Source organism: Nocardia grenadensis (assembly GCF_050942415.1).
GTDB classification, from domain to species: Bacteria; Actinomycetota; Actinomycetes; order Mycobacteriales; family Mycobacteriaceae; genus Nocardia; species Nocardia grenadensis.
On sequence record NZ_CP192054.1, the window covers coordinates 5,581,746 to 5,596,488 of the forward strand.

12 protein-coding genes and 1 tRNA gene are annotated in these 14,743 nt (G+C 67.8%); 7 read left to right on the plus strand and 6 right to left on the minus strand.

Annotation, left to right across the window (positions count from 1 at the left end; genetic code table 11):
* Positions 1-431: 431 nt before the first annotated feature.
* The 5 genes from ACQPYS_RS25685 to ACQPYS_RS25705 all read left to right on the plus strand — a co-directional run bounded on the left by ACQPYS_RS25685 (position 432) and on the right by ACQPYS_RS25705 (position 6,388).
* The gene (locus tag ACQPYS_RS25685) at positions 432-875 is read left to right on the plus strand and encodes a GyrI-like domain-containing protein (protein WP_030522317.1); all 444 of its coding nucleotides are present in this window, start codon (positions 432-434) and stop codon (positions 873-875) included.
* Entirely contained in the window at positions 872-1,324 is a 453-nt protein-coding gene (locus ACQPYS_RS25690; RefSeq protein ID WP_433491053.1) for an effector binding domain-containing protein, read from the plus strand. The genes ACQPYS_RS25685 and ACQPYS_RS25690 overlap by 4 nt, the downstream gene beginning before the upstream one ends.
* A gap of 270 nt (positions 1,325-1,594) precedes the next feature.
* The gene (locus ACQPYS_RS25695) at positions 1,595-2,368 is read left to right on the plus strand and encodes a hypothetical protein (protein ID WP_433491054.1); all 774 of its coding nucleotides are present in this window, start codon (positions 1,595-1,597) and stop codon (positions 2,366-2,368) included.
* Entirely contained in the window at positions 2,358-4,508 is a 2,151-nt protein-coding gene (locus tag ACQPYS_RS25700) for an Rv1355c family protein (protein WP_433491055.1), read from the plus strand. The genes ACQPYS_RS25695 and ACQPYS_RS25700 overlap by 11 nt, the downstream gene beginning before the upstream one ends.
* A 17-nt stretch (positions 4,509-4,525) precedes the next feature.
* Entirely contained in the window at positions 4,526-6,388 is a 1,863-nt protein-coding gene (locus tag ACQPYS_RS25705; RefSeq protein WP_431940083.1) for a bifunctional diguanylate cyclase/phosphodiesterase, read from the plus strand.
* 234 nt (positions 6,389-6,622) lie between these two features.
* Here the strand turns inward: ACQPYS_RS25705 and ACQPYS_RS25710 are convergent, their stop codons facing one another.
* Positions 6,623-7,117, minus strand: a complete 495-nt coding sequence (locus ACQPYS_RS25710) for a DUF4254 domain-containing protein (protein WP_431940082.1) — start codon at positions 7,115-7,117, stop codon at positions 6,623-6,625.
* A 627-nt stretch (positions 7,118-7,744) separates the two neighbouring features.
* Here ACQPYS_RS25710 and ACQPYS_RS25715 point away from each other — a divergent pair.
* Positions 7,745-8,182, plus strand: a complete 438-nt coding sequence (locus ACQPYS_RS25715) for an SPW repeat protein (RefSeq protein WP_433491056.1) — start codon at positions 7,745-7,747, stop codon at positions 8,180-8,182.
* A gap of 1,388 nt (positions 8,183-9,570) precedes the next feature.
* On the opposite strand, the gene ACQPYS_RS25720 is transcribed toward ACQPYS_RS25715, so the two are convergent.
* The 5 genes from ACQPYS_RS25720 to ACQPYS_RS25740 all read right to left on the minus strand — a co-directional run bounded on the left by ACQPYS_RS25720 (position 9,571) and on the right by ACQPYS_RS25740 (position 13,969).
* Positions 9,571-9,646, minus strand: a tRNA-Ala gene (locus ACQPYS_RS25720).
* A 124-nt stretch (positions 9,647-9,770) separates the two neighbouring features.
* Positions 9,771-10,781, minus strand: coding sequence for a divisome protein SepX/GlpR (gene sepX / locus ACQPYS_RS25725; protein ID WP_063037498.1), 1,011 nt, complete (start codon positions 10,779-10,781; stop codon positions 9,771-9,773).
* A gap of 263 nt (positions 10,782-11,044) precedes the next feature.
* Entirely contained in the window at positions 11,045-11,695 is a 651-nt protein-coding gene (locus tag ACQPYS_RS25730) for a GNAT family N-acetyltransferase (RefSeq protein ID WP_063037497.1), read from the minus strand.
* A gap of 12 nt (positions 11,696-11,707) precedes the next feature.
* A complete protein-coding gene (gene glp, locus ACQPYS_RS25735) occupies positions 11,708-12,967 on the minus strand; it encodes a molybdotransferase-like divisome protein Glp (protein ID WP_063037011.1) in 1,260 nt (419 codons plus the stop codon).
* A gap of 36 nt (positions 12,968-13,003) precedes the next feature.
* Positions 13,004-13,969, minus strand: a complete 966-nt coding sequence (locus ACQPYS_RS25740) for a UTP--glucose-1-phosphate uridylyltransferase (protein WP_063037495.1) — start codon at positions 13,967-13,969, stop codon at positions 13,004-13,006.
* Between the two features lie 92 nt (positions 13,970-14,061).
* On the opposite strand from ACQPYS_RS25740, the gene ACQPYS_RS25745 reads away from it, so the two are divergent.
* Entirely contained in the window at positions 14,062-14,664 is a 603-nt protein-coding gene (locus tag ACQPYS_RS25745; RefSeq protein WP_084481015.1) for a 5-formyltetrahydrofolate cyclo-ligase, read from the plus strand.
* Positions 14,665-14,743 lie beyond the last annotated feature (79 nt).

A 14,743-nucleotide genomic window follows, 5' to 3' on the forward strand; every position in this document is an offset into this window, starting at 1 on the left:
CGGGCACGGCCCGCCGGTCTGGTCTGCCGATCATATTGGCATTGGTATCGACGCCGAATGAAATTCAGCTGAACTGGCAGTGGCGGATCGGACCCACCGCGGTGAATTACGAAACAATACCTGGAAAAATTCCCACCCCTGAGAAGGGGGTAGAATGTCGAATTCAATTCAAAGTAAACGGAATTCGGGAACAGGGTCGATTACTCTCGAATTGCCCGGCCTCGGCGTCCGGAGAAATTTCGTCCCATGATAGTGGGTTCCGGATCGGGCCGTGGGAACTCCGTCGATCCCGCCGCGCCGCGAGCGCGGGCCCGGGCGGCGGCGCCCGGCGCGGGCAACCGGCCGGCATCGCCGTCGGTTGATAGCATGGCGGATCCAGCCGACCATTCGGTCGGCTTGCCGACCAGGACACATCTCGAAAGAGTCGTTCCATGCAGTTTGAATTCGTCGAGCGGGACGAGACGTGGGTGGCCGGACTTCCGGTACGCAGCCCCAAGCGTGCGCTCGGTGAGTTGTACGACCGCGACCTCGAAGGCGCCTGGGCGTCGGTACTACATCACGAGCTGGGCGGCCCCCTCGCCACGGCGTACACGGATTACTCGACGGAGCTGGGCACCTACAACACCCAGATCGTGGGATATCGGTGCAGTTCGTTCGACGAGGTCACCCGTGGTCATCTGGTCGCCCGGCTGCCGCGCGGCACCTATGCGAAATTCTCCTCGGTGGGTAACTTTCCCCAGATCATGACCAGCCTGTGGACACAGATCGCCTACGCCGAGGAACACCACCAGATCAACCGGACCTTCTCCGGTGATTTCGAGTTCTACCCGCACGCCTACAAGATCGATCTGTATCTGGCGGTCGAGGCCCGATGACCCACACGATCGTGGTGCGCGGCGAATCCGTGTACGCCGGACTCGTCTTCCCGAAGGTCCGGCCCAGTTTCAAGGTCAGCAACAGCGAGCTCATCGAGTTCCTCAAGGACCGGGTGCGGGAGCGACTGGACGCCGCCGGCTCGCCCGACGGACAGCGGCCCATGTACACCGTGTACGTCCGGACACCGACCGGAACCTACAACGCGCTGGTGTGTTTCGAGTACACCGACCCGGGTCTGGCCCCGGTCGGCGATGTGCTGGTCCGGGTGCCACGGGGGGTGTACGCCCGGTTCGTACCCAACGGCGACTACCACGACCCGGTCGAGGACGTTTGGGCCCAGGTCGACGACGCGACCGCGTCGGCGGAGATCACCCGCGCCTACCGCGAGGAGATCGAGATCTGGCACGGTTCGGAATCGGTGGAGCTGTTCATCTCCATCACACCCTGACCTCGGGGCGGAACAGATCGTTGCCTGCCGGTAACCAACTCGGTACCAACCGGTCTGATGGTAACGGCGCGTGTCGACTTCATTGCGATTGACCTGCGATAACGATCGCACACCGAGCCGGTTTCCGGAAGATTAACCAGAGTTCTGGTCAATTGTCTTCCGATGACGGATACTGCACTGGGCACGCCGACGAGCCGGGGCGTCGGTCGGGCTGCTGGACAACGAATCCCGCACGGCCCTCGCGTCGTGCGGCGAAAGATTAGGAACTGCATGACTGTCGAAACGATCGCAGTCGGCCAGGAAGACCCGAGCCGCGGCCGCACTGTGAGATTTCGCGACAACGTATCCGGATACGCCCTCTGCGTAACCACCCCACATCTCTCCCCCGGCCTGTGGCGCCGATATCTGGCGGGAGCGCGGGAAGCGTACCGCCACTTCGGCAACGAAGCCGCCCTGGATTACGACGGCGTACTGGACGGGTCCTCGACGGCCCTGTTCTTCGCCGCCACCGACGTCCGCGGCGACGTGGTCGGCGGACTACGCGTCCAAGGCCCCTACAGCTGGGTATCCGAGGTCGGCTCGCTCACTCCGTGGGCGGGCCGGGCGGGCGCGGCCGAACTGGGCCTGATGATGGCCCGGCGCATCCCGCGCGGAGTGGTGGAATCCCGGGCGGTCTGGGTCGCCCGGGACGCGCCCCGGCGCAATGAGCTGGCCGCGGCGATCTCCCGCTGCATGGCCCACGCGCCGCGCCTGCTCAACGCCCGGTACGGCTTCGCCACGGTCGCCTCCTTCACCACCGAACGGCACCGCGCCAGCGGCGCAGTGGTGGCCCAGTCGATCCTGCCGGTGCCGTATCCCGACGAGCGCTATCGCACCCTGCCCATATGGTGGGACACCCGGACCTACCACGTATTTGCTGACAAGTTGCAGTATCTGCTGATGCGTGGTGAACTTCGCGCTATGGGATTAGCTGAGCCTAGGTCACGGCGGTCGAACCGACTGTTCGGGCACGGCGGGGAGGAATGCTGCGCATATGGTCGGTGAGGCAGATCTCGGGGTGGAATACCGGCCGCTGATCCTGGACCCGAGCGATCCCGACGACGAACGCGCCCTCGCGGGGCTGCGCGCCACCCCGCATACCGAGTTCATCGATCTGCGCGGCCTGCTGGCCGCGGAGTTCGGTCGGCTCAACGATCCCCCGGACACCGGGGAGAGCGCCGCCGACGACCGCTGGATCTACTACCCGTGGCGGCGCAGCGTGCTCGTCCTGCCGGGACCGCGGACCTTCCGCGCGATCCGCCTGGACCGCAACCGCAACAAGCTGACCCGGGCCGAACAGGACCGGTTGAGCACCGTGGCGGTCGGGGTGGTGGGCCAGAGCGTCGGTCACGCCATCGCCTACACCCTGGCGCAGGAGGGCGTATGCGGTGGGCTTCGGCTCGCCGATTTCGACGAACTCGAACTGTCCAATCTCAACCGGGTACCCGCCACGCTGTTCGATATCGCGGTGAACAAGGCGATCGTCACGGCCCGGCGGATCGCCGAACTCGATCCGTACCTGCCCGTGGAAGTGCGCGGCGGCGGCGTGGACGCCGAAACCGCGGACGATTTCGTCGACGGTTTGGGAATCGTTGTGGAGGAATGCGATTCCCTGGATATCAAACTACTCATCCGGGAAGCGGCCCGGCGCCGCCGGTTACCGCTGATCATGGAGACCAGTGACCGCGGTCTGCTCGATGTGGAACGTTTCGACCTGGAACCGGACCGGGCCCCGTTCCACGGTCTGCTCGGCGATACCGGGGCCGAACAACTGCGCGGCCTGTCCACCCGCGACAAAGCGCCCTACGTCGTCGGCCTGCTCGGCGCGCGCGACCTGTCGGCCCGGATGGCCGGCAGTCTCGTGGAGGTCGGTGAAACCCTCAACAGCTGGCCGCAACTCAGCGGCGATGTGGTACTCGGCGCGGCCAGTGTCGCGACGGCGATCCGCCGGATCGGGCTGGGCCGGCCGCTACGGTCGGGCCGTACCCGGGTCGATGTGGAGCAGGCACTCGACGCGCTGGCCGACCCGGATATCGACACCGAGCGATATCCCGCCGACACCGACCCCGACGACCCGGCCGGCAGCACCGTCGACCGCATCCTGGTCTGCGCCCAGCGTGCGCCCTCCGGCGGCAACATCCAGCCGTGGTCACTGCGCACCGCGCCGCAGGAGCTGCGGATCACGCTCGACACCCGCTACACCACCGCCATGGATATCGGCTATCGGGGCAGCGCGGTGGCCCTGGGAGCGGCCCTCTACAACGCCCGGGCCGCGGCCGCCGCCTACGACGTACTGGGTCCCTGCGAATACCTCGAAGGCACCGAACCGGACTCCCCGCTCACCGCGGTACTACGGCACGGCGCCGACACCGACCCGGCGCTGGCGGCGGACTATCCCTACGCACTCGCCCGGGAGACCAATCGCCGGCTCGGCTACGGCGGGCAGATCCCGGCCGGCGTCCTGGCCGGGCTGGCCGCGGCCGCGGCGGCCGAAGGCGCACGGATGCGGGCCGTCGCCGATTCGCCGGGGATCCGTGCGCTGGCCGCCGTCCTGGCCGAATCGGACCGCATCCGCTACCTCACGCCGCTGCTGCACCGCGAGATGTTCGCGGAGATGCGCTGGCCCGGCGAGGACCTGACCGACGGTATCGACACCCGGTCGCTCGAACTGGCGCCCGATGAGCGGGTTGCCCTGCAGATCGGGCGACGCGCCGATGTGATGGCCCAATTGCACGACTGGTCGGCGGGCGCGGCACTGGGCGACTACGCCCGGGACAGGGTGCGCTCGAGCTCGGCCGTCGTCGCCCTGACCTTCACTCCCGATCCCGGCGCCTTGCCCGGGGCATTGACCGGTTACGCCCGCGCCGGGGCCGCGGTACAGCGGCTGTGGATCCAGGCGCAGCGGTCCGGTCTGGCCGTCCAGCCGATGTCCCCCGTTTTCCTCTTTTCTCGATCCCGTACCGAACTGGATGCGCTGTCCCCGGCATACGCGGATAGACTGTCCACACTTCAGGGTCGTTTCCTGGAAATACTGGAAGTGCCGGAACAGGACAGCGTGGCGCTGGTACTACGCCTGAGTTACGCGGCAGCTGCCAGCGTGCGGAGCCGACGGCGCCCGGCACCGGGCGCGGACAGCCGAAGATAGTTGTGATCGGAGATCAGGTGCCTCGGCGGACACTCGACTCGCTGGTGACCGAAGTCGCCGCGGAGCTGATGGGCGTCGACTCGGCGACCATGGTGTCGGCGACCGAGCAGGTGCTGGCCATGCTGATCGACTATTTCGACGTCGACTTCAGCTACCTGCGGCACAACGATCCCGAGAACCGATCCACGGTGCTGGTGGCCGAGTGGCCACCGCGCCAGGACGTGCCCGAACCGGATCCGCTCAAGATCGTATATTTCGATCAGGCGGATTCGGTTTTCAAATCGCTCGAGCACGCCACCGAACCATTCCTCATCCCGGCCAGCGCCGCCGACTACCAGCAGACCATCCATTCCGCGTCCGGGCTCGGCGACATCAGCTCCGCGGCGGTACCGCTGGTATCCCGCGGCCGGGCGACCGGCCTGCTCGGTTTCGTCAAAGTCGGCGACCGCGACTGGAGTACCCGGGAGTTGAACGTGCTCAAAGCGATCGCCACCCTGTTCGCGCAGTTGCAGGCCCGGGTGGAAGCCGAGGAGAAGCTCCGTTTCATCGCCCTGCACGATGACCTGACCGGTCTGGCGAACCGCCGCGCACTGCTGGAACATATGGAGCAGCGGCTGCAACCGGGCAGTCCCGGCCCGGTCGCGGCCTTCTTCCTCGATCTGGACCGACTCAAGGCCCTCAACGACTTCCTCGGCCACACCGCCGGGGACAAGTTCATCCGGACCTTGTCCGAGCGGCTACGGGACAATCTGGACCCCAACGATATGATCGCCCGCCTCGGCGGCGACGAGTTCGTGATCGTGCCCGCCAAACCCATGGATACCGTCGCCGCCGAATACGAGGCGACGCGGGTCCAGGAATTGATCAGCCGCCGGGTCACTGTGGGCGGTGAGTCGGTGAGCCGGGGTGCCAGCGTCGGGGTGGCCGTCGGTATCCCCGGGGAAACCACCGTCGCCGATATCATGCGGCGCGCCGACCACGCGCTGCTCTCGGCCAAATCCGGCGGCGGCAACGGGGTGGCCCTGTTCACCGATGCCATGCGGGCCCAGTTCGAACTGCAGGACGATGTGGAACTGAACCTGCGCAGCGCGGTGGCCGACGGATCGCTGATCCTGCACTACCAACCCGAGGTGGATCTGCGCACCGGCCGGATCGTGGCGATGGAGGCGCTGGTCCGCTGGATGCATCCGACCCGCGGCCTACTCCCGCCCGGCGCGTTCGTGACGGTGGCCGAGGCCACCAACCTCGCCGGCGAGCTGGGTCGCTGGGTGCTGCGTACCGCCTGTGCGCAGTTCGCGCAGTGGCGGCGGCAGGGTCTGGCGACGAATATGGTCATGCGGATAAATGTGTCACCGGTGCAGCTGGTGAGCCTGGATTTCGTGGAACGTATCGAGGACATTCTCCGGCATTTCGGCATCGACGGGAGTTCGATCTGCCTGGAGATCACCGAGCACGTGGTGGTCCAGGATCTGGCCCGCACCCAGGTCACGCTGCGTGGGCTCAAACGGATGGGTGTCCAGATCGCCATCGACGATTTCGGCACCGGCTACTCCTCGCTCTCCCATCTCAAGGCGCTGCCGGTGGACGCGGTGAAGATCGACCGCGGCTTCGTCCAGCGTCTGGGAGCCAGTACCGACGATCTGGCCATCGTGAAATCGATCATCGGTCTGGCCGGATCGTTCGGCCTCGGAGTGGTGGGCGAGGGGGTCGAGACCCCGGTCGCGGCCCGCACACTGGTCGGTCTGGGCTGCTACCGGGCCCAGGGTTTTCTCATCGCGCGCCCGCTGCCCGCCGACGAGGTCGGCGAACACCTGGCCCTCGGGCGGATCCCGCTGAATCTGGACCTGCCGCGAGTGGGCCGCGGTATGCCCGCTCCGTAGCCGCTCACCGACTGCGGCGCCGTCGCCGCCGACGATCCGGCGGCGTTCGCGCACGCGGTCACCGATGTACTGGCCCGCCCGGCCGCGCAGCGGCGTGGCGCGGCCCGGCGGCGGGCCGAGCAGTTCACCTGGCCGGCGGGCCGCCTCGGGGATGCTCGCGGTGCTGGACCGCTGATGCCGGTGGTGTGGCCGAGCCGGATCGCTCGCGCCGCCGGGCAGCACCGCGGGCGGGCCTCACGGCCGGCCGGGTAGCCGCCGCCTGCCCCGGAGTAGCTCGGTGATCAGTTCCGTGTACCCGTCGATCATCTCGGCCAGCCGGTGCCAGCGTTTGCGCGCCTGACGCTCCCGGGCGCCGTCGATCTCGACAGCCTGGTTGGCATCCACCCAACGCCAGGCCATACGGTCGATCACGGCGCCCAGCGTTTCGGTGTGGATCAGTACGTCACCGTCACGAGGCGCCGACCATGCGACGATCCAGTCGTCGATGTCCTCGACCAGTTCCCGGCGGCGGTCGTCCACCTCGGCCACCGAACGCGCGTCCCGCAGAGTCATCCGATGGCCGTGCAGTAATGCCAGAGCCCGGGCGGTACGGAGTATGTCGTGGTCCTCGAACCGGGTGCCCTGGAAACTGCACAGCAACTGGGTCGCCGTGGGCAGGTTCGGGGAGGCCGGGGCTGCGGCCGTCCTCGCATGAACGTCACCCGGCACCATCACACTCTGTTCAAACATGATCGGCTCTCGATTCGGTCATACCGCGTATCGGACATGTTTTGTTCAGTCGACGACAATAGCTGATCAACATAACTCAGAGGATGTACGAAATGCGCTATTGCGCTTGCCGGTTCGAGCCCGTGCGGCACTCGATCTCGCACCGGATCGATGTGTCCGCGAAAGCAATCGACAGCTCCCGCGGCCGCGGACTGCGGCGGACCGACCACGACCGCACGAAGGAATCCGGTCACTCCCGTCTCGGCACCGGACGACCGTCCGGACGGCCCGATTTCCGCACGCACGCGCCGTCTCGCCCGGCGAAGAAGTACCCCGGACAGGAACCGCCCGGCCGTGGCGTCGGGCCCGAGGACTGTCGTCCTCGCAGGAAGGACCGTAGGCCCTACTGCCGTGCAGTGGTGAACGAGTCCAATCGAAACGTTATCCCTTGTTCTCGTTCCCTTCGTGGGAGGCACACCATGTCAACCGGGGGCGTCGGCTCGATGATCCGTCCTCGCGCCGACCGGCCGAGGCACTCGCCGGAGTCCGCCAGCGCGCGGTACGTGCCGGAAGCCGTCCGCATTCCGAGCTCTTTCCATCCACTGAACCCACCCGCCGCGGGGAGAGCCCGCTGAGGAGATGAGCGCCATGTCGGCATCAACGCATACCTCGCTCGAGACCCATCCGGATATCGTCGCACTCCGCGAGCGCTACGACCATGCAGGCGGACAAGCCCCCGTCCAGGTCGCCGACGGTCTGCTGATGCTGTCCGGCCTATATGCGGCGGCCTCGGCGTGGATCGTCGGCTTCGCCGGCCAGACGTCGCTGACGATAAGCAATCTGATCTGCGGTATCGCGATCGCCGTGCTGGCATTGGCGTACGGATCCGCATACGGACGCACCCACGGCATCGCGTTCGTCGCCCCGCTGCTCGGTGTCTGGCTGATCGTTTCCCCGTGGATCGTCTCCGGTGTCGGTACCACGGCCGGGATGATCTGGTCCAACGTCGCTGTCGGGGCTGCTGTATGCGTGCTGGGCCTGCGCACTGTCGCACTGGCCATGAGCCGGCCCGCCCGTACGCGGTGACTCCCACCACGGCCGGGGAAAGAACCTGCTGGCGAATCGGCGAGCAGCACTCCCGGCCGACCACCCGACCGTGCGGACTCCCGACGTGTTCGACACCAGCAGTGAACAACCGGGCCTTACGGGACCAGAATCCGGAGATAAAGCCTGAACAGGGAAGATAAAGAGAAACGTATATCTCGCTCGACTGCACCCTGGATGAGCGATTCCCGACTCTGTCGGCGTGGAAACTCGAGTTCGGATGCGACGGAGGGTATCGAGGGCAACTTGTGACGGACGACCTCGACACCCTCCTGGCGGCACTATGTGCTTGTCGATGACCGTGTCGTGGCGACGCGCCATCGGCGTCCGGGCAGGCCCGAGAAGCCGACCGACGCCGAACTGGTGTGCTTGACATCGTGCCCGTTGTGACCGACAACCTGCGCCTTGGTCGATGCCACTCCGATTCCGTGCGGGGCATCACGACAGACCGTGCGCCGCTCACGGCCGGCCGGAAGGGCCCACTGCAGCCACCATAGGCGGGGCCAGAGGTGACATGGGCCATGGCCCGAACACGGCTGCGGCCCCTCACGAAGGGGGCGTGAGGGGCATAAGCGGCAAATCCCAGCCCGGGGAAGTGTGCCGACGCAACGCTACGGTGGAACCCCCCGAATGGGATCCCCAGCTCGTACACCCGGGCGCGAATCCCGAACCGAGACAAGGGCGGTCGCCGGCCGTCCCTATGCAATCGAGCAAGGAAGTACCGATGATTTCTGATAAGAGCCTTGGCCGCACACTGGTACGCGTCGCAGTTTCGGCCTCGCTCGTACTTGCACCGGCCGCGGTCCTGGCAGCTCCCGTGTTCGCCGCCCCGCTGGTACTCCAGCCCGCCGAACAGACCACCACGTCCACTGATCAGACCACGATCAACCAGGGCGACCCCATCCACCGTGGTGGTCGGGGGCATGGCCGCGGGCATGGGCACAGCGGGTCCGCTGGAAGCTGCTGAGGACACGGCTACGGCCCCTCGCAGGGTATGAGGGGCCGTAGGGTCCGCCGCAGCGTGTGCGACCGACCTGTACGGCGTCCCCTCGCCGTCGAGTAGCGACTGGAGCAGCAGATCGGCTCCGCGTCCCGCCCGAGCGAGTGAGCGTCCATCCGGGAAGGCGCTTGTTGATGCTGGCTTCTCCGGGCCCGCCGCCCCGGGTCGAACTCCCGGAACAGGATCTGGGTACAGGCGCCGCCGTCCTTTCGGGTACAGACTCGCGCGCTGGACATCTTCTCGACTCTGTTCGAGCCTTCTCATGACCTTCCGAACGCGCCCCCGAGACGCAAAAAACGTGCAGGTGTTGATGAAGGCCGTTGATGGCTGCTCGTTAGAAGTGCCATCGTGACCAGGACCTGCACGGTCGTGGTGGAGCTAAGGGGAATCGAACCCCTGACCTTCTCGATGCGAACGAGACGCGCTACCAACTGCGCTATAGCCCCGTGCGGTTCGGTGAACCGCGCTGTGCCACTCTAGCAAACAGGGCCACCGGAATCCGAATCGACGCTCTGAACTGGGGTTTTTTCTCTACTCTGCGGGTTTCCGCGCGACAGGATCCGCTACCGGTCACGCACCCGCGGCCCGACGGATATCACCGCCGGTCGCCCGGTTGCGCACGGTGCGGGCGACGGACGCGTCGTAGGCGTCCAGATGGTCGAACGCCGGATCTTCGTCATCGGGTTCGAGCAGATGGGCACGACGACGCAGCGCGCGGGCGGTATCCCGGTCCATTCCGGGCCGCGCGCCGCGCGGCGACGCCGTCCCGGCATCCGCGGGTCCGTGCCCGGCCGTTTCCTGGCCCCGGCCGGCCAGCCGGGCACTACGCCGCCGGCGGATCTCCTGTTCGATCCGGACCTGTTTGCGCAGATAACCCAGATAGGTCCCCAGAGACAGCACGGCACCACCGCAACCCCACCAGAATATGGGTGCGACGGCGACCGCGAGGCCGCCGCACAGCACGGCACCGAGCACGAGGGCGACCACGGCGCGCTGCCGGAAGGTATAGCGCGCGGCCCGGGCTATGGCGTCGGCTTCGGGATCGTAACCACCGCGTCCGCGGCGGGTCGGCACGAACTCCTCGTCGTACTCGAGTTCGGGGTCCGGCGCTCGCATCGTCGCCCGCACCGGGGGGATACGCGCGGGAACGTTGGGCTCGGGGAGCTCGGCCGAACCCCGCTCCTCGTCGCGTCCGGATTCGTCGTCGTCCCAGGTCTCGCCGGTTTCGGTGTCGTGCACGGTACCGTCCGCACCGGATTCGGGTTCGGCACCCCCGGGCCGGTCGCCGACGGCCTCGTCCGCTTGCTCCTCGTCAGCCGCGGTACCGTTCTCCTCGGCCGATGTGCTCATCGGATCCTCCGCATCATTGGCGTGGTGACGCTTTCGGTAAGGCCGCGTGGTCCGCTTCTTGCGGGCATGCCCACTTCCCTTACGCCGTTTGGAATCTCCACGATGCAGTACCCGCGTGGCCAGGGCCGTGTCGGTGGTCCGGCGAATTCTGGGATGCCGGTCGGCAAGGATAGGAAACAGGACGAAGACCCACAGCACGACCAGCCCGATCCACAGGATCGAATTCGGCATCGTCGTCAGCACCTCCGTCCCGCCTGGTCGTCGTCCGAGCCGCTGCCATGAACCGTGTGCGTCCCGGCGCCGGAGTCCTTCCCCGCGGGTACGTCTCGCAGATCGTGGTACGAGCTCTCCACCGGTGGCACAGGACGCACCACCGACGTCCGTAGGTTAATTCCGAGTAGGGACGCAATACGGCAGGCGCGCCGTGCACTTCCGCCACATGAGTCACATTTCCACCAAAGCCGGGTCCGGGCAGGCCGGTTTCCGGCGGCATGTCACCGCAGCGTCAACCGTCCTTCCCGCGCCAGCCGATCGACCACCCGTCCGGACAGCTCCTCCACCGTTATCCCGACCAGCAGATGATCGCGCCAGGCCCCGTCCACATCGAGATACCTACGCAGCAGCCCTTCTTCACGGAAGCCCACATTGCGCAGTACCGCCTGGCTCGCCAGATTCTCCGGTCGCACGGTCGCCTCCACCCGGTGCAGGCCCACCGGACCGAAACAGTGATCGAGTCCCAGCGCCAATGCCGCGGTCGCGACCCCCTGCCCGCCGAGGTCCTTGGCGACCCAGTACCCGATCCACGCCGAACGCAGCGCGCCGCGCACGATATTGCCGACCGTCAGCTGCCCGCTGAACGCGCCGTCGACCTCGATCACCAGCGGGATCATCGCGCCGCGGCGCGCCTCCGCCTTCAGGCTCGACCACAGCGGCGGCCAGTTCGAGGCGTGGTTGCGCGCGTCCCAGGTCCCGCGCCCGGTGGGCTCCCACGGTTCCAGATGGTTGTGGTCCCGCAACCTGATCCGGCTCCACGCCGCCGCGTCGCGCAATCGCACGGGACGCAACGTCACCTCTCCGGCGGACACTCGCACCGGACCGAGGTGCGCGGGCCACCCGGGGTGCTGGGTGGCCCGGAAAACGTTCATGGACTCCACTTTCTAGCCGCGCTGCGCCAGAAACGCGACCCGAACCTTGTCACCGGTGCGAATTTCGGTGTCGTCGGGTTCGACCACGATGAGACTGTTGGCCTCCGACATGGCGGCCAACAGGTGTGACGACGCCCCGGCACTGTTGCCGAGCGGCTGCACCAGGTACTCACCGGTGGCCTCGTCCCGCATCAACTGGGCACGCAGATAACCCTTGCGGCCCGCCATCGACTGGATGGGAGTTATGGTCCGCGCGCGGACGATCCGGCGCATCGGCTGCCGCCTTCCCAGCGCGATCCGAATCAGCGGTCGTACCATCACCTCGAAAACCACCAGGGCACCCACCGGATTGGACGGCAGCAGAAAGGTGGGCACCTCGTCGCGGCCCAGACGGCCGAACCCCTGAACCGAACCCGGATGCATCGCCACCCGGGCGATCTCCAGTTCACCGAGCCCCTCCAGCGCCTCACACACCTGATCGGAGGCCCACCCGCCGACCGCGCCGGCGATCACCACCACCTCCGCGCGCACCAGCTGACCCTCGACCACATCCCGGAGCCGGCGGGGGTCGGCATCGACGATGCCGACCCGGTTCACATCCGCGCCGGCATCACGGGCCGCGGCGGCCAGGGCGTAGGAATTCACGTCGTAGACCTGTCCGGGCCCGGGCGCCCGATCGATATCGACCAGTTCCTCGCCGATGGAGATCACCGACAATCGCGGCCGCGGATGGACCAGCACCTTGTCCTGGCCCACCGCGGCCAGCAGACCCACCTGCGCGGGACCGATGATCGTACCGGCGTGCACCGCGACATCCCCGGGCTGCACATCGTCACCGGCACGGCGTACATAGTCGCCCGACCGCACCGGTTCGTAGACCTTGAGCCGTCCCCGCCCGCCGTCGGTGAAGTCGAGCGGCAGCACCGCGTCGGCGAGGGTGGGCAGCGGCGCACCGGTCGCGACCCGGACCGTCTGCCGGGGCTGCAACCGGATCGGCTGCCGGGAGCCGGCGAGCACCTCCCCGACCACCGGCAGCGTCAGATCGACCAGTTCGCCGTCCTCGTCACGGATATCGGCCCCGGCGGACGTCACATCCACACTGCGTACGGCGTAGCCGTCGATGGCGGCCTGATCGAAACCGGGCAGCGGCCGCTCGGTCACCACGTCCTCGGCGCACAGCAGGCCCTGGGCCTCGGAGATCGCGACCCGCACGGGCCGCGGCGCGACGGCCGCGGCGGTCACCTTGATCTGCTGATCCTCAACAGAGCGCATCCAGCCCTTCCCGATGTCCTCGCCCCGCAGGCGATCTCATTCGTCCGCGGTGAGTTGCGGGTTCCATTCCGGACTCAGCCGGTACTGGAGCCACTCGCGCAGCGCGGGACCGTATTCCTCGCGCTCCAGTGCGAAATCCACCGCAGCACGAAGATAGCCGCCCGGGTTGCCCAGATCGTGGCGCGACCCACGGTGGACGACCACATGCACCGGATGCCCCTCGTCGATGAGCAGCGAAATCGCGTCGGTGAGTTGCAGTTCCCCGCCGGCGCCGGGCCCGATCCGGCGCAGGGCGTCGAAGATCGCGCGATCGAGCAGGTAACGCCCGGCGGCGGCGAAGGTGGACGGGGCCTCCTCGAGGCCCGGCTTCTCCACCATGCCCTTGACCCGCAGCACATTCGGATTGACCGCGTCGGGCACCGGCGCCACGTCGAACACACCGTAGGCGCTTACCTGTTCCTTGGGGACATCGATCGCGCACAGCACGGATCCGCCGCGTTTACGGCGGACCCGGTTCATCACGTCCAGGACCCCACGCGGCAGCACCAGATCGTCGGGCAGCAGTACCGCGATGGCGTCCTCGTCGGCGTCGAGTACCGATTCGGCCTGGGCCACCGCGTGACCGAGACCCAGTGGTTCCTCCTGCACCACCGAGCTCACATCGAGCAACCCCGGGGCCTTGCGCACCTTCTCCAGCAGCTGGAACTTGCCGCGCTCGGCGAGCGTGCTCTCCAGCACCAGGTCCTCCACGAAATGCGCGACCACCCCGTCCTTACCGGGCGAGGTCACGATCACCAGGCGGCTGGCCCCGGATTCGGCCGCCTCGCTGGCCACCAGCTCGATACCGGGGGTATCGACCACCGGCAGGAGTTCCTTGGGGACCGTCTTGGTCGCGGGCAGGAACCTGGTTCCCAGCCCGGCCGCGGGTACGACGGCCGTCCGGAAACCCGGTTCCGGCGCGGAGGCGCCCTCGCTGCCCTGTTCTGCGGCCTTTTCTGTCATATACACACCCTATCCACCCGGAGTGCCGCCCAAACGGCTGTACACCGGCTCGCTGCGGACTCACGAGCCCGAACCGGCACCGGTAAGAGCCTATGGTTGTCGCCGTGCCTCTGCCCGACGAGCGTGACAAGCAGGCCTGGCGCGCGGAGATCCGTGCCCGCCGGGCGCGACTGCCCGAACTCGTGCGCGCCACGGAGGCTGCGGCACTGGCCGCCGCGGCCGGGGATCTCGGTCCCGCCGAGTGGGTGTGCGCCTATGTGCCGATGCGCGCGGAACCGGGCTCGGTGGCCGTGCCCGAGGCGCTGCGCGCGGCCGGTAGCCGGGTGTTGTTACCGGTGACCGGGCCCCCCGGCCCGCTGTGCTGGGGCGAGTTCACCGGCCCCGGATCGCTGCGGTCGGGTCGCTACGGCCTGCTGGAACCGGCGGGTCCGGTACTCCCGCCGGAAGCGGTCGCGCGGGCCGGGGTGCTGCTGATCCCGGCACTGGCGGTGGACCGGCGCGGGGTCCGGCTCGGCCAGGGCGCCGGCTACTACGACCGGACCTTGGGTATGGCCGATCCCACTGCCCGGCGCACCGTGATCGTCCGCGACGACGAGGTGGTCGAGCGGCTGCCCGAGGAACCGCACGATATCCGGATGACCTGGGTGCTCACCCCGGGCGGCGGCCTGCGCCGGCTCGATCCGGCAGCGCGGTGAGAGGCCGCCGCCGTGGTACTGGGCACAATGGAGGGCGCCCGGGAATCAATCGGCGATTGGCACTGTTGGCACTGTCGGC